Raw genomic sequence first — 19,909 nt, 5'->3', positions numbered from 1 at the left:
TATGCTATAACAATAAACTTTTTGAAAATTTTGTTGCAAGGAGCATTGAGTTCTCAAGGGGTGGGGAATGATCATCCGGAATTATTTATTTGCTATTGCCTTTTTAATGATTGTATATCCTAATGCGTATGCAATGCGGTGTGGAGATAAATTGGTCTATGAAGGGGATAGTAAATACACTGTTTTGTCTAAATGTGGTGAGCCACTTGATAAATTAGTCTATGAGGAGAATGTGCCATTATACAACGCGGCTGGTTATCAGATAGGTTATGGTACTAATACAGTCGAAACCTGGATTTATCAAAAATCTCCTGTTGATTTTCAATACGAATTAATTTTTGATTATGGGAAATTAAAACAGATTAACGTAAATCGAAACCCATAATGGTGAGCGTGTAAGAAGCTTTGTGAGGAAAAAATATGAAAAAATTATTCAGCGGATTACTTATGGGCTTCTCTGCTCTGGCCTATGCAAATAACGAGGATGTCATCAATGTCAACTCAAAAAATCCCAGTTTTGTTGTCAGTCTTGCAGCTAATCCAACTACAGGTTATCAATGGTCTGTAGTAGAATTTGACAAAAATTTGCTTACCTTAAGTAATAGCATTTATGAAAAGCCCAATACTAATTTGATAGGTGCAGGCGGTAAAATGCTATTTACTTTTAATTTGAATAAAGGTAAAACCTATCCCACTCAAACCAAAATGGTCTTTAAATACGCTCGTTCCTGGGAGCCAAAGAGCGGGACTATAAAAAATGTAACAATTAATTTTGCCAATCCCTCAGACTAAGAATTAAGAAAATTTATTTTTCAATAATATAGTCATGGAGCTTTATTTTATTCGCTCTATCCCCTTTTTCTAAAAGGCAGATATCTAGGCTCCCAAAAGAGTTCATCAATTAATCGAGGTAGATCCTTGTCTTGATTTTTTTGAGCATAGCCTGAGTCTATTGCACACTGAGCTACTGCAATAGCTATTTCTTTAGCTACAATTTGTGCATTGTCTAATGAGGGTAAAAGGGGCAAAAAGCTGTCCTTTTTACTTGGCGCAAATTTACTTAAAGTCTGGGCGGCAGCCAATATCATATCTTTGGTTAAACGAGAGGCGCTTACCGCCAAAACGCCCAATCCAATTCCAGGGAATACCAAGGCATTGTTGCATTGAGCTATTTGCACCATTCGGTTCTGATATTCAATAGGGGCAAAAGCAGTTCCAGTAGCAATTAATGCCCGTCCTTTACTCCATGCCAATATATCTGAAGGTTGTGCTTCACATTTTTCATCAGGATTTGATAAAGGGAAAATGATTGGCCGCTCGCAGGCTGTCGACATAGTTTCCACAATATCTTGTGAGAATGCACCCGTTTGCGCTGAACAGCCAATTAAAATGGTAGGTTTGACATGCCTGATAGTGTCAGTAAACGAAGGATGTTGTTTATTATTAATTTCCCAGGATTGTATATCTATAGGATTCCGTGCATAGGGTTTTTGAGCATCAGTAAGCTCTTGGTCAGTCGCAAGTAATAAACCTTGTTTGTCTATTAACCAGAATCTGTCATAAGCATCAGTTAGGCTTAATCCGCTTTTCACCATCGCATCAACAATTTGGTCGCTAATACCAGTACCTGCTGAGCCAGCTCCAAACACAACGATTCTGTGTTCATGTAAGGGTAGTCCAGTTACATCACATGCTGCCAAAATTGCTGCCAGAGTTACTGCACCAGTTCCCTGAATGTCATCATTAAAAGTACACAATTCATCTTGAAATTGATCCAGGATTCGTCGAGCGTTGCCTCGACCAAAGTCTTCCCAATGTAAAAAAGCATTTGGAAATTGCTTATGAATTTCATTGACAAAAGTTTTGATAAAATCGTCGTATTCTGAGCTTTTTATTCTGGGGTGACGGCAACCGAGATACATAGGGTCATTTAATAATTCTTGGTTGTTAGTTCCTACATCAAGAAATATGGGTAATGTGCGAGTTGGATCAATCCCACCACATAAGCTGTAAACCATTAGTTTTGCAACAGGTATATCCATTCCTCCTATCCCTTGATCGCCAATGCCTAGGACTCCCTCACCATCGGTCACTACAACAAGGTCTATGTCTGGATTCGAGCGGTTATTAATTATTTCCTCAAGTTGGTTTTTATCTGAATGAGCAATATACAATCCTCGTGGCTGTCTGTATTCATGACTAAACCTCTTGGCCGCAGCACCAACGATTGGTGTATAGATGATGGGAAGCATTTCCCCCAAATGACGACTTAGCAGTTTGTAAAATACTATTTGGTTTTTATCATGTAAATTATTTAAATAAATATGTTGCTGCAAACGTGTCGTGTAACTTGAATATTGAAGATAGGCACGCTTTACTTGTTCATCAAGAGTTTCTACGCGGTGTGGTAACTTGCCTAAAAGACCGAAATCTTTTCTCTCTTCCTGAGTAAATGCTGTTCCCTTGTTTAATTGCGGCGTAGTCAGTAAAGGCTTTCCACATAATGAGGTTTCTATGTATAACTCGCCCGTTTGGGGATCACGATTCAAACTAAAATCAAGCATATGGTATCCTCATAAGATAGCGTTACTTCCTGACTGGTGATAATATCGACTTTTTGTAGTTTACATCAAGAGGGCGGGTATGAATAAGTACTTAGTGATAATATTAATAACTTTGGGATTGGTTTCATGTCAGTTTAAAAAAGACGAATCTTATTATCGTTCCCACCCATCTGAACTGCAAAATGCTTTAAAATGGTGTCCTGGCACGCAACCTGATGGATTAAGTTGTCAGCAACTTGAGGCAATTGGCAGGAAGATGAATGGTCTTGCTTATCAACTACAATACAATCCACAAGAGTTTGGTAACAAAATTTTGGCTTTGCAGCAAGTTATTGCCAATCAGCAAAGGGAAATAGCGAGTAAAAAGGATAACGCTGAATTACAAGATTCATTGAAAAGAAATCAAGAGGATCTTGCTTACTATTTAGCAGTTGTAAAATGGTTAGAATCCCCTGAGAGTTAAACATGAAAATATTAGTAAGCAATGATGACGGGGTTTTAGCGCCCGGGATTAAAATTTTAGTTAATGAGCTGTCCACTTTAGGAGAAGTTAAAGTGGTTGCGCCTGATAGAAATAGAAGTGGCGCCAGTAATTCTTTGACTTTAACACAACCATTGAGAGTTAAACAATTGGACAATGGTTATTATAGTGTGGATGGAACACCTACTGACTGCGTCCATCTCGCGTTAACCGGATTTTTAGAGCCTTTAGCAGACATAGTCGTTTCAGGGATTAATGAGGGTGCCAATTTAGGGGATGATGTACTTTACTCAGGTACAGTGGCAGCGGCTATGGAAGGTCGTTACTTAGGGTTGCCTGCTATTGCAATCTCAATGGTAGGAGATAACATACAACATTATGAAACAGCTGCAATTATTGCCAAACAATTGGTTATAAAATTAAGTGCTAACAAATTACCTTCTCAAACTATATTAAATGTCAATGTCCCTGACCTACCTTTGAATCAAATAAAAGGAGTGCAGGTTACAAGATTGGGAGCTCGCCATAGTGCTGAGCCTATTATTAAAGAATATGATCCCAGAGGAAGGCCAATTTATTGGGTTGGTCCACCGGGCATAGAAGCAGATGCTGGTGCTGGTACTGATTTTTTTGCAATTAAAACAGGTCATGTTTCTATAACACCGCTTCATTTAGACATGACTCACTATAAGCTATTTGATCATTTATCTAACTTACTTAACGAAATTTGCATAGAAAATTAATAAATAATAAATGAGATAATGATGCGCCTATTTCGCAAACAATTAATTTGTATTTTTTTTATCTTAAATGCTGCTGGTTGTGGGACAAGAAGTGATTTGGCTCCTGTTACCGAGCTAAAATGGCAGCCTTATTCAAAATATCAGAAATTCCATACGGTGCGATCAGGTGAGACCCTTTATGCTATAGCATTTCGTTATGATACTGATTATAGACGGCTTGCGATTATCAATCATCTGAGGCCACCTTATTCCTTGCGTGTAGGCCAAATTTTAAGTTTAAAAGGCATCGTGCCAAAATCAAATTACCTTCATTCAGCGCCCAGGACTAACTTACATATTACACATAAGCCAAAACAAAAAATTATTTATTCTCCAGCTTATAATGTACGTTCTTCCTCCGGTTGGTTGTGGCCAGTAACTGGTCGTGTTGTTACAACATTTATCCCTTCTCAGGGTAAAAAAGGCATAAATATTGCTTGTACTAGAGGAGATAAAGTTAGAGCTTCGGCGAGTGGAGTTGTGGCTTATGCTGGCAGCGGTTTGTCTGGCTATGGCAATTTAATTATTATTAAACACAGTAATGAATATTTAACTGCATACGGTAACAATGCCAGAAATCTGGTGACAGAGGGACAGCGTGTTAGTGCAGGGCAGGTAATAGCAGAGGCTGGTTTAATAGATAGATCATACTGGGGTGTTCATTTTGAAATTAGAAGAGCAGGGGTGCCAGTTAATCCATTGAATTATCTACAAAAAGGTTGACATATAACTCATAGTTATAGCAACAATAGGCTTGTTAAGAAGTAAAAACTATTTCAAGGCATAGCTAAACATATAGGTGATACAATGCAAGATGAAGAAGAGCCAATTAAGGACAAGGAATTTAAAGAAGAGGAATGGTCTGAGCCAGATGATGCATCTCTGTTGTCAGAAGAGGGTATTGAACCTGATATCGAAAAAATGGAAGAAGAGCTTGATGAACTTCCAGAGTTTACTGATGATGAAGCTTTTCCTTCATTCCAGCGCGGGAAAAATATTGCCAAGGCTTTAGATGCCACTCAACTTTACCTGGGTGAAATTGGTTTTTCTCCTTTGCTAACAGCTGAAGAAGAAATCCATTATGCGACTCTTGCTTTGAAAGGTGATATGGAAGCACGCAAGAAAATGATTGAGTCGAACTTGCGCCTGGTGGTTAAAATAGCCAGACGTTATCTTAATAGAGGATTGCCTCTTCTGGATCTAATCGAAGAGGGTAACCTGGGTTTAATGAAATCTGTTGAGAAATTTGATCCCAAGCGAGGATTCCGTTTTTCAACTTATGCTACCTGGTGGATTAGGCAAACTATAGAACGTGCCATTATGAATCAAACGAGAACTATCCGCTTGCCTATTCATGTGGTGAAAGAACTCAATGTTTATCTTAGAGCAGCAAGACAATTAACGCAAAAACTGGATCATGAACCATCTCCTGAAGAAATAGCAGAAATGGTTGATAAACCTCTGGAGGATGTTCAAAAATTATTGGGCTTGAATGATAAAGTCGCTTCAGTTGATACCCCAATTGGATTTGATGAAACCAAATCTTTATTGGATACGATTGCTGATGAAAACAGTTTAAATCCTGCAGAACTATTAACCAATGAGAATTTAAGGCAACATATAGAATCTCTTTTGGATAAATTAACTGAGAATCAACAACAGGTTATCGCAAGACGCTTTGGGCTAAGAGGTTTTGAAAAAGCGACACTGGAAGACGTTGGTAAGGAAATTGATTTGACCCGAGAACGCGTTCGCCAAATTCAAGTTGAAGCTTTGAAGACACTTAGAACTTTGTTAGAGCGGGTTGGACTAACACAAGAGGATTTGTTTTGATTTAACTAGTTAATTAATTGCATACAAGTTGGGTCAAATTTGACCCAACTGAAACCAAATTAATTAATTACCGTCAATTTTATATCTTAAAAAGCAGTCAATTTATTGACTAAACTCTATTTTAAAGCCTTGCCAACAATTAAGATAATCCATTTGTCTGCTGGGATGCCGATAAGCTTGCTCAGTTACTTGCCAGTAGTCTTTGGTTTCAAACATAAAGGCTAGGGAGTTGATATAATTTGGTTTTAGATCCTGCGACGCTGCAATTTCGTAAGATTCATAATCAGGTCCGTGTGGAGTCATGCAATTATGGATGCTGATACCGCCCGGTATGAATCCTTCCTTCTTGGCGTCATATTCACCATAGACAAGTCCCATCAGTTCATTCATGTAGTTTCTATGAAAATAAGGCGGTCTAAAAGTATGTTCGGCAACCATCCAGCGAGGTGGGAAAATAACAAAGTCTAAGTTAGAAACGCCGGGTATTTCGCTTTCAGAAGTTAATACAGTGAATATGGAAGGATCAGGGTGATCAAAACTGACTGTGTTAATTGTGTTGAACAAACTGAGATCATAACAATATGGCGCATAATTGCCATGCCAAGCCACGACATTTAAAGGAGAGTGGTTGCATACACTAAACCATAATTTTTTCTGGTTTTTACAAATTATAGTATGCTCACCGCCGGAGTTTTCAAATGCGGCTACTGGATATTGAAAATGTCTTGGGTTTGCCAAACCATTGGCTCCAATGGGGCCTAACTGAGGTAGGGTTAAGGGATTTCCGCTATTTTCACAAAGATAACCTTTTGCCTCCTTGTTGATTACTTCCACTTTAAATTTAACGCCACGAGGTATCACGGCGATCGATCCTGAAGAGAGCATTAATTTGCCAAATTCAGTATGCAGATAAATCTCGCCTGCATAGGGAACAAATAATAACTCACCATCATTATTGGCGAAATATTTATCGCTCATGGAGTGGTTGCAATAATAAGTATAGGTATTAACTAACGGGCTACCGGCAATATGAAATAGTCCTTCAACAAAATCACATTTAACTTGAGAGCTGTTATAAAGAGGTGACCAACGCATGGCATTGGGTGACAACTCATCAACAAAAGGTTGCATAACATTAAACTCATAGGGGTAATACGTGCCTTGGGTAACAGTAGGAAGTATTCTATATAGCCAACTTCGAAGATTATTATGCCGGGCACGGGTGAACGAGGTTCCACTCAATTGCTCTGCGTAAAGTCCTAAGCTACAGTGTTGCGGTGAGTTTTGATTTGGGGGTAATGCTCCTTTAACAGCCTCGCTGTGGTGATAATTACCAAATCCTTGCAAATACACAGTTCAATCTCCTTCAAGATTTTTTTTATGGTGCTAGCATAGTCCAAAAAAGTTCAAATTGTCGAGAGCATCGATGGCTTTAGTCATTCTTTTTGGTGTTAGAGCATTGTATAATCTCCAAATAAAAATTCATTCAGAGGTGATGTGATGGCTGGTCATAGTAAATGGGCTAATATCAAATTCCGCAAAGGCGTACAGGATGCCAAAAGAGGAAAAATATTTACTAAATTAATTCGTGAAATTACTGTAGCTGCCCGTATGGGAGGAGGAGATGAGTCAAGTAATCCACGTTTGAGAGATGCTGTTAAAAAAGCGCTGAATGCCAACATGAAGCGCGATACCATCGATAATGCTGTCAAGCGAGGGGTAGGGGGAGCTGATGGCGAAGCAATGATAGCTATGCGTTATGAGGGTTACGGGCCAGGTGGCGTTGCTATATTGGTAGATTGTTTGTCTGACAATAAAAATCGAACGGTATCAGAAGTTCGGCACGCTTTTTCAAAACATGGGGGTAATTTAGGTACTGATGGTTCAGTATCCTATCTTTTCACTAATCAAGGTGAAATTCTCATGGCTTCTAATCAACCGGAAGACAAGGTGATGGAGATTGCAATCGATGCTGGCGCTTCTGATGTTGCTGTAGAGGACAGTCAGATAGAGATCATTACCCCTGTAGAAGCTTATCACATCGTCTTAAATGCTTTACAGGATGCCGGTTTGGAGGTTGAGCAGTCTCATTTAACTATGCGTGCACAAACCTTAGTTCCAATTAGTGATGAAACGGCTGAAAGTTTAATTAAACTGATTGATATGCTGGAAGATTTGGATGATGTCCAAGAAGTTTACAGCAATGCTGAATTTTCTGAAAAAATTTTAGAATCAATGAATTAATGACGATTATATTAGGGATAGATCCAGGCTCACGGGTTACAGGATATGGATTGATTAAAGAATCTGACCGTAAAATCGCGTACATCGATAGCGGCTGTATTCGCACATCAAACGATGCGGAATTAAGTCATAAATTATTGCAAATATATGATGGAATATGTGAGCTAATGGATCACTATTCCCCAACTGAGGTTGCTATTGAGCAGATATTTATGCATAACAATCCTAATTCAGCTTTGAAATTAGGACATGCGCGGGGTGTTGCCATGGTAGCAGCAGCCTCACATCGTGCGAAAATCTGTGAGTATTCAGCAAGAGAAATAAAACAAAGTGTGGTTGGTTATGGGGCAGCTGAAAAAGATCAAGTAAGTCATATGGTTGTAGAGCTTCTTCAGCTCAATCGAGCTCCTCAAAAAGACGCTGCCGATGCTTTGGCAATAGCAATATGTCATAGCCATATGAGAAATGGTTTGTCAAAATTAATCGGTTCAAGAGGAACGAAACGCAGGAGGATGAGACTGTGATAGGCTGGCTACATGGTCAAATTATAGATAAGCATCAGCCAGGAAAATTGGTTCTTGATGTCAATGGCGTAGGATATGATGTAGAAACATCTTTGAATACTTTTTTTCAGATAGAAAATGATAGTCAACCTATCGGATTACATATTCACACCATAGTTCGAGAAGATGCTTTGTTATTGTATGGCTTCCTGGATAAAGAGGAGCGTTCTTTATTCAGATCATTAATTAAAGTGAATGGGGTAGGCCCCAAACTGGCTATGACTGTTTTATCCAGTATTTCTCCTAAGGAATTTATTCAGTGTATTCATCAGGAGAATGCTGCTTTATTAACCAAGTTACCTGGCATAGGCAAGAAAACTGCAGAGCGCTTAGTAGTTGAAATGAGAGACAGTATAAAGCAATTTGATGGTTCGGTTTCTGATACCTTCCAAAAGCAGGCAGTTAGCACTCATAGTCAACAAGAGGCAATCAGCGCGTTGGAGGCATTAGGCTATAAGCCACAAGAGGCGTGGAAAGTTGTGAATAAAATTGATAATGGCAATAAGAGTTGTGAGCAATTGATTCGCGAGGCTTTGCAAATTCTCTCTTCGCGATGAGATTGTAACTATGATTTGATAAAATTCTCGATAATAAACAGGAGCATTTATGAAAAGAATGATCGGTCTTATGGTAAGTGTGATGCTAACCTTTGCTGTCAATGCTGCTGATTCTCAAGTCAATACTCATAAACACCAAACTGACAAGGGTAAAGTGACCCCAGGTATGTCAATTCAGAGAAACACGGAGCAATCAATGGCTATTACAGCCGATGCAGCCTCTTCAAATACCACAGAAAAGGTTACTTCCCAACAGATGAAAGGGCATAAAAAAAGTGTAAAGGAAGCGAACTATAATGCTCAAAAGAAGGAAGAAGAAGCGAAGACTGCGACCGATACACAGAAACATGAAGCAGATTATCCAAGCTAAAAAGGTTAATTACAGCAAGATTATGATTTGATCATTGAGTTTATTTTGGTTTTGTTTTGATGGGCAAATAAATTCTCACAATTAGGCCTGTGCCAATTTTAGGCGAATCAAGCACGACCCTTCCGCCATGAAGTTCACATATTTGTTGGACGATAGCCAAACCCAGACCGCTACCCGGGCTTTTGTTCCCTAATACTCTAAAAAATCTTTCAAAAACACGTTTTTGTAATTCAGGCGGGATCCCTGGGCCATTATCACATACTTCGAGTATGATTTCGTTATTATGTTTTAATAATCGAACAATAACTCTTCCGTTTTCCATGGAATATCGAATGGAATTGTCAACCAGATTGCGTATTAATATTCCCAAAGCTGTTGGATTTCCATAAATTTTAGGCATTTTTTCATCGGTTTCAAATTCCAGCTCAATTTGTTTTTCGACCGCAGATGGAGCCAACATGGCTAATATTTCACGAGTTAATTTACTTAGATTGACTTCATCTTGCTCATGTAGTTCTGTTGCTTCTGGTACAAGTTTACTCATGGTTAGCAATTGCTGCACTATATGTGTGCTTCGATTAACGCTGGCAATTAATTTTTGTAAAGCCTGATTTTTTTCTTCTATATCATTGGAGTTCAAAGCCACTTGAGCTTGGGCCTTAAGTGCTGCAAGAGGTGTTCGCAACTCATGTGCTGCATCGGCAGCAAATCGTTTTTCACGCTCAAACCCTTCTTTGAGTCGAAAAAATAATTTATTTAATTCATCAATTACAGGTTTAATTTCTTCGGGAACTTCTTGTAAATCAACAGGTTCCAGGTGACTTGGTGCACGGTTCGCAACCTCTTCTGCTACTCTATCCAGACTGTCTAGTCCTCTTCCAATAATGATCCATATCAATAGCCCTGATAATGGAAAAGTAAGCAACATAATATAGAGGTCATCTTGGGCAATTCTGTGACCCAGCTCATTTCTGGTATCATAACGCTCTGCCAGTACAGTACGAATTCCTGCTTTGTCATTATAAGTTGTGAATACTCGCCAATCCTGGTTAGAAATTCTTTTATCGCTGAAGCCGTCTGTCTCTGCTGTTAATGGTATTTTAGGGGCAGTAGGTGAATGTAATAATAATTTACCTCCATTGGTCCATACCTGAAAATTAAATTTATCCAAATAATTTTCTTGAGGCTCATCATTTAAATATCTTTTTTGATAATAAGTATTAATTTTTTGGGGAATAGATTCTAGGGCATTTTGAATTTTTGCAAGAGGCCTTTGATGAAGATCATCCCCTAATAAGGCTTGATAGGATAGCGCGGAAATAGCCATCAATGTATCAAGGTGGTCTTGAATGTCTTTTTGATCAAGATAATAGTTACCAATAGCAGTTAATGTTGTAGTAATAGTAATTGCAAGAAGCAGATTAATTAATAAAAATTTTCGAATGGACGATTTCACGATAGAAGTACACTGTCATTTTTTTCAGCCATGTATCCTACACCACGTATAGTGCGGATAAAGTTTGCGTTAAGTTTTTTACGTAAATTATGGATGTGAACTTCGAGAGCATTGCTGTCCACGTCTTCTTCCCAGCCATAAATACTTTGCATTAATTGTTCTCGAGATAAAACCTGGCCACTGTTTTCAAGTAATTTCTGTAATAGAGCAAATTCTCTTCTTGGAACATTGACAAGTACATCATCCACGAATACAGAATGAGCAGCAGGATCGAGAGTAATATTTTTATATTGCAACACGGAATCAGCTCTGCCCTGAGAGCGCCTTACCAATGCTCTAATCCTTGCACTTAATTCATTTAAATCAAAAGGTTTAATAAGATAATCGTCAGCACCGCTATCTAAGCCTTTTACCCGATCTTCTATTGATTCTCGAGCTGTAAGAATAATCACAGGAGTGCTATTTCCATCATGCCTGATGTTTTGCAATAATGATAAACCGGATAACTTAGGTAATCCCAAGTCAAGAATAATTAATTCAAAAGACTCTGATTTGAGAGCCGCCCGAGCAGCTTCGCCATCTTTTAGCCAGTCAACAACGTAACCAAATTGTGTCAGTCCGGCTTTTACTGCATCGCCAAGCAGTTCATCGTCTTCAACAAGTAATAATCTCATCGGTGCTCCTACTTTTTCTCTTGTTACATGCTATATTTTTCTGCAGATACAGAGATGTCACTATTGTTTTTCAAAGCTTTTTTCATCTGTGTGTTTTGTTAAATAAAAAGCTTGAATCAACACAAAAAGTAAAGTAAACCCAACACCACCAAATAATTTAAAATTAACCCATACATCAGTGTCATAATGATAGGCAACATATAAATTTAATGCCCCCATTACTATAAAAAATAATGTCCATGCCAAATTAAGTCGATACCAAATTTTTGTTGTTAAATTGATGTTTGCTTCCATCATTTTTTGTATTAGTGGCTTAGACCCTATATAACCTGAACCATAAAAGACAAGTGCAGATAACCAGTAGATTCCTGTAGGCTTCCATTTGATAAACCAAGGGTTTTGAAAGAATAACGTCGCTCCTCCCAAGACCATAATGATAGCCAGACTAAACAAATGCATTTTTTCATAATGCTGAAACTTTAATCTGTAAAACGCAACTTGAGTTACTGAAGCTACCATAGCAACAGCAGTAGCCGTATAAATGCCAAAAAATTTATAGACTATAAAAAATAAAACGATAGGGAAAAAATCGAATAGTAATTTCATATATTGTTTAATTTATCAATTAATTAATATCATTATAACACAAGTTTTAGAACTCACCTGCAAGCTTCATACCGTATTAACAAAATAATTTGCACAATTTACATACTTATCACAGATTTTTTATTTAATAATCTTTAAGTTTTTAGCGGCATGCCAGTAGTCTTCGTATTCTCTCAAAAGCTCGTTTCTGTTTTAAACAGATGCATTAATCTATCAAATTTATATCACGATAATGCACATAATCTAGCCAATTAATATTTTTTGTCCCAAGCGAAGGAGCATTGATTTTTTAAGTCCCGGATTTAAACTGATAATAGTATTGACTTTTGTATGGTGTTTTTTGGCAATAGTGCTCAAACTATCCCCTGATTTTACTATATACTCAACAGGTTGCTTGACTCTTTTCCATATGACCAGCCGCTGGCCTTTACGTAATGGCGTGTTATTTGCCAATTTATTCCAGTTTTGTATCTCTTTAGCCGCAACCCCATAAGCTTTTTGAATTTTCTGATAGCTATCATTATTTTGTACGATATGAATAATACGGATATTTTTCATAGGTGCCAGCTGTTTAGTAGCAGGTTTTTTTTCCTGCGGAGGTATTTTAGCTACTACTGGGGAGTTTTTGCTGCTAGGAATGAGTAGGGATTGATTAAGTTGAACTTTATTGCTGGTTAATTGATTGAGTTGTTTTATTAAATTGACTGTTGTGTGATATCTCTTTGCAATAGCATCCAAGCTGTCACCTCTTTTTACTTGATGTTTAGTCCAGTTTACGCGCTTATCTTCGGGTATATTCGATAGATTCAAGTTAAATCTTTCGACTTTTTCAGCAGGTATTAGTAATTTAAATGGCTTGTAAGGTGCAGTTGTCCATCGATTATAACCCGGATTTAGTTTAATCAACTCCTTATAACTAATTCCGGCGAGTTTAGCGGCATGATTTAAATCAATTTGACTACCAATATTGACCTCTTCAAAATAAGGAAGATAGGGAATATTGGGAAGTGATATTTTATACCGTTTTGGATTTTTAATAATTTCTGCCAGAGCTAATAAACGCGGGATATATACCTTGGTTTCTCTGGGAACTGGCAGATTCCAGAATTGCACCTTGCGCCCGTTACGTGCGGTTGATTTGAGCGCCCGTGAAATTGTTCCTTCTCCAGAGTCATAAGCGGCAATAGCTAAAATCCAGTTACCACTAAAATATTTATTTAGATAGACGAGGTAATTTAATGCGGCATCAGTTGATGGGCCAATGCTACGTCTTCCATCAAACCACCAGTCTTGCTTTAATCCAAGATCGCTTCCAGTTCGAGGCATGAGTTGCCATATACCAGCAGCGCCTGCTCCTGAATAGGCAAAAGGATCATATGCACTTTCTATCATGGGGAGTAGCGCCAATTCTCCGGGCAGTTTTCTTTTCTTTATCTCACCTAACACGTGGTAAATGTAAGGTTCAGATTGACTACTTACTTTGTTAATATAACTAGGATGAGAAATTAGCCATCTGATTTGTTCTTGCACCTCTGGGCGAGTTACTTCATGGCTTAAGGTAAATTCACTACGTAATACATCCCATACATCTGGAGCTGTGCCAGAAATTGCCGGGTTAGAAATACCAATAAAAATAAGGATAAATGAAAAAAATCTTTTTATAATCAATAAATTACAATTCAATGGTCTTACCTGTTATTATAATTGGCTAATCAGTTTACTAAAAATTAATGAAGGATTAAACCCTTTTTGGTTTAATTTGGCGCATATAGGTTTTTATTTGATCTTTTTGTTATATTATTTGAAAGAGTTTTTTTGATTTCTCAATACCTTAAAAACGTCCAGAGAATCTGAAGAATTCGCAGCATGTGAGAGTGCATATTGTTTTACTTGCTCTTTATCAGTCCGTAAAAAAGGATTAATTGATAATTCCAGGCCTATATTAGACGGGAGAGTACAAGGTGATGGTTGTTTCAGAATTTGTTGCATGTAATTGATGACTGATGAATTGCAGGGCTCAACGGTATGTGCAAACTTTAAATTCTGTAAGGTGTATTCATGAGCACAAAAAACTTTAGTATTTCGCGGGAGTTTTTTAAATAAGAGCAGGGATTCATGCAATTCCTCTATAGTTCCATCAAACACTCTACCGCAACCAGCAGAAAATAGAGTATCTCCACAAAATAACCATCCTTGTTGTGGTTCATAATAACTGATATGGGTAGAAGTATGCCCTGGATTAAATAAAATATGAAAGTGAAGGGAGCCCACTTGAACAGATTGACCTTGTTTAATTGGGTGGGTTACATTATTGATTCGTTCATCTATGGGGCCATAGACCTTACAAGATGGCCATTGCTTGATTAGCGAGTCAACACCTCCTATATGATCATAGTGGTGGTGGGTTAATAATATCGTTCTTAGTGTCAGCTGGTTGGATTGGGCAAAGCGTATTATTGGTGCTGCCTCTCCTGGATCGACACAATCTAATACGCCAGCTATTTTATCAATAAAGGTCCAGATATAATTATCTGAAAAAGCCGAAATAGGCAGGATAGTCATAATTTATAACTCGTGACATAATTTTGAACCTGATTCAATCATATAAGAAGATGAGCCAGGGTTAAAATAAGTTGTTAATGTCTCTAAAACTACCTTGATTTCTGAAGGGAAAGTATAGGGAGGATTAATTATCCAAAGACCACAACCAGTCATTCCTTCATTAATGAGTGGATTCAAGTGAAGCTCAATCCTTACCGATTTCGAACTAATTTCTCTCATTTTCCTCAAAAATTGTTCAGTCCATACTTTATTGACAACAGGATACCAAACACAATATAAGCCGGTAGAAAATTTAGAGTAAGCATTTTTTATAGCATATGGAATTTCTTTGTATTCTTCTTTTCTTTCATATGAGGGATCAATAAAAATTAACCCACGTTTTTCTGGTGGCGGCAAAAGGGCATTTAATTTTGAAACTCCATCCGTGTGGTTAACATAAGCTTTTTTATTAAAATGAGGAAGTTTTAATAAGAAATTATATTCTGTTGGGTGTAATTCACATAAGTATAATCGGTCTTGAGAGCGCAGTTGATTGATTGCGAAATAGGGGGAGCCAGGATAATAACGCAATGTTGAATTAAGATTTATTTGCTTAATTACACTAATATATTCAAGAAAAAGAGAGGGGAGATTCTCTCTATCGAGCCATACTGGATTAATTCCTTCCTTAAATTCTTCTGTTTTTAAAGACTGCCTGTCTTTTAAATCATATATCCCTCGACCTGAATGGGTTTCAAGATAGAATAAGGGTTTATCTTTGTGGGTTAGATAAGTCAATAGTCGAGTTAGGGTGATGTGCTTGATGACATCAGCAAAATTTCCGGCATGATAGCCATGTTGATAACTGAGCATGAAAGAGGGCTTCAAAAGATATTTTCCAAATTATATCAAAATAATGGTTTATGCTGTAGCCACATATTAGACTTCTTGCATAAGCGGTCTCTTTTATTTTACTTCAGCATCGTAAGCATTTCTTCAACACTTATGTACTGCATGTAAACTCCGCCTCTCAAAACGTATGCTCCATGTCTTGAAGCAAAATAATCAGGTTATGCAAGAGGCCTATTTTGCTTCCAGTTACTTTATTTCATAATTTATGCACTATACTTTTTTTGAGGGGAGTAAATTGGGAGACTAATATGGGTTTACATGAAGAGTTTGAGGATCAATCATTTTCAGATTACAACTATGACGAAGAAATTGATGATCATATAGATGATTTAAATCAAAAAAAGAAAATCAGGCGTATGCTTGAGGATAGGCTTGAACGTAAGCGTCTAAAAGAAGAGTTCAAAGACGATTTTGATGAGCTAAGTGGTGAATTTGATTGGGATGAACTGGATAAATAACTTCATTCTCTTAATCTTGCTGCTGACATCATAGTATTTTCAAGCAAAGTGACAATAGTCATTGGGCCAACTCCCCCTGGAACAGGTGTGATCCAGGCTACTTTTTCGACTGCCTTCTTAAAATCAATATCACCTCTGATACTGCCATCGGGCAAACGATGCATTCCTACATCAATCACTACTTGATGCTCTCTGAGCCAGTCAGTGGCAATGACGTCCATCTTTCCAGTGGCTACTATTAGGAAATCAGCAATCTCAACAAACTTCTGTAATTGTTGGGTAAACTTGTGGCATATTGTTACGGTAGCACCAGCTAATAGTAACTCCAGACTCATTGGCCTTCCAACAATATTGGATGCCCCAATCACTACAGCATGTTTTCTTTTTACATTGAGCTCATAGTGATGAAATAAATTCATAATCCCCAAAGGAGTGCATGGTCTTAAAAATGGGTTTCGTTGAGCAAGTCGGCCTAAATTATAAGGATGAAATCCATCCACGTCTTTCTCGGGTTTTATGTGTTCTATTATAGTTCTTTCGTTAATATGTTTGGGCAAAGGTAATTGGATTAAAATACCATCAATTTTATCCGATTGATTTAACTCATTGATCAGTTCAATTAATTTTTCCTGAGTTGTTTCGGCAGGCAAATCGTAAGAATGAGAGGTGATCCCTACTTCTTCACAAGCTTTTCTTTTGTTACTGACATAAATCACTGATGCAGGGTCATTGCCAATTAAAACAACAGCAAGTCCTGGCGCCCTTTGCCCTTGCTCCACATGGTATTGTACTCTTTGCTTTAGTTCGGTTCTGCGAAGGGCAGAGATTTCTCTTCCATCGATTAGTGATGCAGGCATTTTCTTCTCGCAATTTTTATGGAGTACATTATGAATTACGGGTTATTCTAATGCAATATGATTCATATGCAACAAGGAAAATGCACTTATTCTTGCAGTTTTCTTAAATAATTTTGCGCCAGCTGATAAGCTTGCGATAAATTGTGATGCACTTCAGGATGCATGTTCTGATCCTGAGCTTCCATTTCATTTTTGCAATCCAGAAGAAAATCTTGTAACAATTTGCATTTTTCCTTTTTGCTGATATCCATTAGAAATATTTCGATCACTTCATTTTCTCTATTCATCGCTATTCCAAATTTAATTTTACTAATCCTTAATATAATTATAGTTGAAGGTCTATTGGAGTTATGAATTTTTCTAGTTGGATTTTAAAAGGCCACAATTGATTTGGCTTGTTAAATTAGATGAAATATTTGATGTAATTTTATACATAATCTTATGATTTTTAGAGAATAATTTCGTGTTTTCTTGAATAGGCTAAAGGATAATGATACTTTTTACTTAGGTAATTAAATCATCAACATCTTGTATCACAGGTGCATGGAGCTCTGATTGAAAAAAACTGTTCTGCATGCGGCTATATTCTCATTGACTATGCCAATATCTATTTATGCGCTTGGCTTAGGGGAAATGAAGGTACAGTCCTCATTGGATCAGCCTTTTTCAGCCGAAATAGAATTAATAGATGTAGGAGCAGATCCTCTTGCCAGTATCAAGGTGAGTTTGGCTGATCCGGAGCAATTTGAACAAATTGGACTTGAGCGAACTGCAGTCTTGTCTTTGTTACGGTTTCAGGTTGAGAGAAACCCAAAAGGTGCTCCTGTTGTAAAAGTATCGTCTACAGAAAGAATGACAGAACCATATATGGAAATTGTCGTCGATCTAACCTGGCCAAAAGGTCAATTATACAAGGCCTATACAGTATTATTAGATCCGCCAGGATATCAATTGGGAATTACCACCGCTCAAAGCAGGCCAGTTTATTACAAGAAGAAATCCGCAAGTTACAGTAATGAGCCTGGTGTTATTGAAAAGACTGTGATTACTACAGTTGAGCCTGGCCCTGCATCAAAAAATGACAGCAAAAAGAAAATGACTTATGGCCCAACTGTAACCAATGAAAACGTTTGGCAAATTGCTCAAAGATATAAAACTTCAAAATTGATTTTGCCTCAGGTTGTATTAGCAATAGTTGGCGCGAATCCCGAAGCATTTAAGGATGGAAATTTAAACGGTTTAAAAGTTGGCGTTCGGCTAGTTATTCCATCAACTGAAGAAATTGCAAAAGTGCCTTCTGATTTGGCTATTGAAGAGGTGATGGCTCACGACAAAGCCTGGAATGAGCATACATCTATTAATCATGTATTAGCTCCGCCATACATCAATAGTTCAATAGTGGACGTCACTCCAAAACAGACTAAAGCTTCTTCAATCCCGGTAATTCCAAAGTTTACTATTGGAGAAAACTCTAACATTCCGACACCTCAACAATTAATCCCCGATAGCACTTCAGTTTCGATAGATGCATCTACCCAACAGCAACCTGTACAAAACAACAATATAGTACAGACAACGGAACAAAATGAAAAAATTAAGGCAGAAATTTCAATTACAACAGCAGCAGTTGAATCAGTGCGGGAAGCAAATGCATTATTGATGGAACAATTACGAATTCTGCAAGAGCAAAATAAAAAATTGCAGGAAAAGCTGGAAAAGCGTGAGAAAGAAATAGAGTTAATGCGTACGCAGGTTCAAACCATGTTGAAGGAGCGCAAAGCCATTGCGTCCCAAGTCAGTTCACTTCCCAATAATGAACAAGGGATGAACCTTTGGCCGTATATCATTTTATTGATATTTGCTGCAGGAGGAGCAGGGTTTACTTATTGGTACCTCAGACAACGCCAACACAGAGAGGATATTTCTCCTTACAAAACAGATTCTGATTCAAGTCCGAAGCCATTTATGCCTTTAGTTGAGCCAGCGAAATACGAACCAGATACCCAGGCTGATGATAAGGAAACTTCCGTCCAGGAAAAAGTATCTGACAGTGAAAAAGAAACTGGAGTTGGTGTTTCTAAAGCAGATTGGACTGAGTATCAACCTAAAGAAATGGATAAAATCGAAAAAATTGATGCAGTAGAATCTGAAACAGTTGAGGATGTGACATATCTTGGAGATACAGAACAGTTAAGAGCAAAAGAATATACAGAATTAGAACCAGAAGTTCAGACTAAGCCAGAAGTTCAGGCTAAGCCAGAAGTTCAGGCTGGAGAAAATCAAATTATGTTTGAGCCCGTTATGGAGCTTGAGCAATTGGATGTTAACAGGGATGATGAGGTTGATCATTCTCAGTTAAGTGAAGATGAAACTCAGCAAACTGAAGGCCATCAAAGTTCTGAGATGATAGAGTTTGAGTCGGGGTTACATGAATTAATCAACGATAAGCCCAAAACTAAAATAACGGAATCAACAGATGAAGGAGATAATAATGGAATAGATTTCATTCCTTTAACTATAAATGATGCTGACAAAACATTAAAGTATGAACAAGAAATTGAGAAGTCAGACAAAAAGGAAGATAAAAAATCAGAAGAATTTTCTACAAAGGAAAATAAGTTTGATTTAGATAATTCAGACTTTGATATGAAAAACCTCGAATCCGAAACTGAAATAAACCAGGAGGAAAAAGAAGACCACATTTCAGAAATAACTGAATTTGACCAGAAATCTACTCAGGAAGAAAAAACAGAAAAAGGTATTTCTATATCTCAATCTTCTGACGAGGCGAGATTCACCAAGTCATCCGGTGAAAACAATGAAACCTCCAATCCATTGAAGAGTAAGAAGGCATTAGATATTTTGTTAGATTTGGCAAAAACCTATATTAGTATGGGCGATATAGAAACAGCAAGAAGTTCTCTTGAGGAAGTGATCGAGCATGGAAGTTCCAATCAAAAAGAGCAAGCCAGGCAGTTACTGGATCAATTAAAGTAACAAATAACACAAAA

General features: G+C 37.6%; 22 protein-coding genes. 12 read left to right on the top strand and 10 right to left on the bottom strand.

Going from position 1 to position 19,909, the window contains the following annotated elements:
- Positions 1–67: 67 nt before the first annotated feature.
- Both OQI99_RS06145 and OQI99_RS06140 read left to right on the top strand, forming a co-directional pair.
- Complete coding sequence (locus OQI99_RS06145) at positions 68–385, top strand: DUF2845 domain-containing protein (protein ID WP_014843747.1); 318 nt, start codon at positions 68–70, stop codon at positions 383–385.
- A 35-nt stretch (positions 386–420) separates the two neighbouring features.
- On the top strand, positions 421–792 hold the full coding sequence (locus OQI99_RS06140; RefSeq protein WP_061513440.1) for a protease inhibitor I42 family protein: 372 nt from the start codon (positions 421–423) through the stop codon (positions 790–792).
- Positions 793–848: 56 nt separating this feature from the next.
- Here OQI99_RS06140 and OQI99_RS06135 read toward each other — a convergent pair whose 3' ends face one another.
- Entirely contained in the window at positions 849–2,564 is a 1,716-nt protein-coding gene (locus tag OQI99_RS06135) for an NAD-dependent malic enzyme (protein WP_061513441.1), read from the bottom strand.
- A 79-nt stretch (positions 2,565–2,643) separates the two neighbouring features.
- Between OQI99_RS06135 and OQI99_RS06130 the strand changes: the two genes are divergently transcribed.
- The 4 genes from OQI99_RS06130 (at position 2,644) to rpoS (ending at position 5,660) form a co-directional block, all read left to right on the top strand.
- The gene (locus OQI99_RS06130; RefSeq protein WP_061513442.1) at positions 2,644–3,027 is read left to right on the top strand and encodes a hypothetical protein; all 384 of its coding nucleotides are present in this window, start codon (positions 2,644–2,646) and stop codon (positions 3,025–3,027) included.
- 2 nt (positions 3,028–3,029) lie between these two features.
- Positions 3,030–3,788 carry a 5'/3'-nucleotidase SurE gene (gene surE / locus OQI99_RS06125; protein WP_061513443.1) on the top strand — a complete coding sequence of 253 codons (759 nt, stop codon included), beginning with the start codon at positions 3,030–3,032 and terminating at the stop codon, positions 3,786–3,788.
- Between the two features lie 18 nt (positions 3,789–3,806).
- Entirely contained in the window at positions 3,807–4,550 is a 744-nt protein-coding gene (locus OQI99_RS06120) for a peptidoglycan DD-metalloendopeptidase family protein (RefSeq protein WP_061513444.1), read from the top strand.
- A gap of 84 nt (positions 4,551–4,634) precedes the next feature.
- Positions 4,635–5,660 carry an RNA polymerase sigma factor RpoS gene (gene rpoS, locus OQI99_RS06115; protein WP_061513445.1) on the top strand — a complete coding sequence of 342 codons (1,026 nt, stop codon included), beginning with the start codon at positions 4,635–4,637 and terminating at the stop codon, positions 5,658–5,660.
- Positions 5,661–5,762: 102 nt separating this feature from the next.
- Here rpoS and hmgA read toward each other — a convergent pair whose 3' ends face one another.
- A complete protein-coding gene (gene hmgA, locus OQI99_RS06110) occupies positions 5,763–7,013 on the bottom strand; it encodes a homogentisate 1,2-dioxygenase (RefSeq protein ID WP_061513446.1) in 1,251 nt (416 codons plus the stop codon).
- Positions 7,014–7,160: 147 nt separating this feature from the next.
- Here hmgA and OQI99_RS06105 point away from each other — a divergent pair, with 147 nt between their 5' ends.
- From OQI99_RS06105 to OQI99_RS06090, 4 genes are read left to right on the top strand one after another with little or no spacing between them, the layout of a single operon-like run.
- Entirely contained in the window at positions 7,161–7,904 is a 744-nt protein-coding gene (locus OQI99_RS06105; protein WP_061513447.1) for a YebC/PmpR family DNA-binding transcriptional regulator, read from the top strand.
- Positions 7,904–8,428, top strand: coding sequence for a crossover junction endodeoxyribonuclease RuvC (ruvC, locus tag OQI99_RS06100; RefSeq protein WP_011946342.1), 525 nt, complete (start codon positions 7,904–7,906; stop codon positions 8,426–8,428). The genes OQI99_RS06105 and ruvC overlap by 1 nt, the downstream gene beginning before the upstream one ends.
- Positions 8,425–9,024: a Holliday junction branch migration protein RuvA gene (gene ruvA, locus OQI99_RS06095; protein WP_061513448.1), complete on the top strand. Its 600-nt coding sequence runs from the start codon at positions 8,425–8,427 to the stop codon at positions 9,022–9,024. The genes ruvC and ruvA overlap by 4 nt, the downstream gene beginning before the upstream one ends.
- 49 nt (positions 9,025–9,073) lie before the next feature.
- A complete protein-coding gene (locus OQI99_RS06090; protein ID WP_061513449.1) occupies positions 9,074–9,394 on the top strand; it encodes a hypothetical protein in 321 nt (106 codons plus the stop codon).
- Positions 9,395–9,434: 40 nt separating this feature from the next.
- On the opposite strand, the gene OQI99_RS06085 is transcribed toward OQI99_RS06090, so the two are convergent.
- From OQI99_RS06085 to OQI99_RS06060, 6 genes are all read right to left on the bottom strand, one after another.
- Positions 9,435–10,850: an ATP-binding protein gene (locus OQI99_RS06085; protein WP_061513450.1), complete on the bottom strand. Its 1,416-nt coding sequence runs from the start codon at positions 10,848–10,850 to the stop codon at positions 9,435–9,437.
- Positions 10,847–11,524 (bottom strand): response regulator, encoded by a 678-nt coding sequence (locus OQI99_RS06080; protein WP_011213604.1) that lies wholly within the window; start codon positions 11,522–11,524, stop codon positions 10,847–10,849. Before OQI99_RS06080 ends, OQI99_RS06085 begins: the two co-directional genes overlap by 4 nt.
- Before the next feature lie 60 nt (positions 11,525–11,584).
- Positions 11,585–12,130: a septation protein A gene (locus tag OQI99_RS06075; protein ID WP_061513451.1), complete on the bottom strand. Its 546-nt coding sequence runs from the start codon at positions 12,128–12,130 to the stop codon at positions 11,585–11,587.
- 243 nt (positions 12,131–12,373) lie between these two features.
- On the bottom strand, positions 12,374–13,813 hold the full coding sequence (locus OQI99_RS06070; RefSeq protein ID WP_061513452.1) for a lytic transglycosylase: 1,440 nt from the start codon (positions 13,811–13,813) through the stop codon (positions 12,374–12,376).
- Positions 13,814–13,927: 114 nt separating this feature from the next.
- The gene (gene gloB, locus OQI99_RS06065; protein WP_061513453.1) at positions 13,928–14,692 is read right to left on the bottom strand and encodes a hydroxyacylglutathione hydrolase; all 765 of its coding nucleotides are present in this window, start codon (positions 14,690–14,692) and stop codon (positions 13,928–13,930) included.
- A 3-nt stretch (positions 14,693–14,695) separates the two neighbouring features.
- The gene (locus OQI99_RS06060; RefSeq protein ID WP_061513454.1) at positions 14,696–15,544 is read right to left on the bottom strand and encodes a 23S rRNA (adenine(2030)-N(6))-methyltransferase RlmJ; all 849 of its coding nucleotides are present in this window, start codon (positions 15,542–15,544) and stop codon (positions 14,696–14,698) included.
- Between the two features lie 287 nt (positions 15,545–15,831).
- Here OQI99_RS06060 and OQI99_RS06055 point away from each other — a divergent pair, with 287 nt between their 5' ends.
- Positions 15,832–16,041: a hypothetical protein gene (locus OQI99_RS06055; RefSeq protein ID WP_011213609.1), complete on the top strand. Its 210-nt coding sequence runs from the start codon at positions 15,832–15,834 to the stop codon at positions 16,039–16,041.
- A 2-nt stretch (positions 16,042–16,043) separates the two neighbouring features.
- Here OQI99_RS06055 and folD read toward each other — a convergent pair whose 3' ends face one another.
- Together folD and OQI99_RS06045 are read right to left on the bottom strand one after the other, a co-directional pair.
- Entirely contained in the window at positions 16,044–16,898 is an 855-nt protein-coding gene (gene folD, locus OQI99_RS06050) for a bifunctional methylenetetrahydrofolate dehydrogenase/methenyltetrahydrofolate cyclohydrolase FolD (RefSeq protein ID WP_061513455.1), read from the bottom strand.
- A gap of 86 nt (positions 16,899–16,984) precedes the next feature.
- A complete protein-coding gene (locus tag OQI99_RS06045; protein ID WP_010947029.1) occupies positions 16,985–17,185 on the bottom strand; it encodes a hypothetical protein in 201 nt (66 codons plus the stop codon).
- Positions 17,186–17,453: 268 nt separating this feature from the next.
- Between OQI99_RS06045 and OQI99_RS06040 the strand changes: the two genes are divergently transcribed.
- Positions 17,454–19,895, top strand: a complete 2,442-nt coding sequence (locus tag OQI99_RS06040; protein ID WP_061513456.1) for a FimV/HubP family polar landmark protein — start codon at positions 17,454–17,456, stop codon at positions 19,893–19,895.
- Positions 19,896–19,909 lie beyond the last annotated feature (14 nt).

Source organism: Legionella sp. PATHC039 (genome assembly GCF_026191275.1).
Classification (GTDB): domain Bacteria; phylum Pseudomonadota; class Gammaproteobacteria; order Legionellales; family Legionellaceae; genus Legionella; species Legionella pneumophila.
The sequence above is the reverse complement of the archived record's forward strand: the minus strand, read 5'-3'. Positions and strand labels throughout refer to the sequence as shown.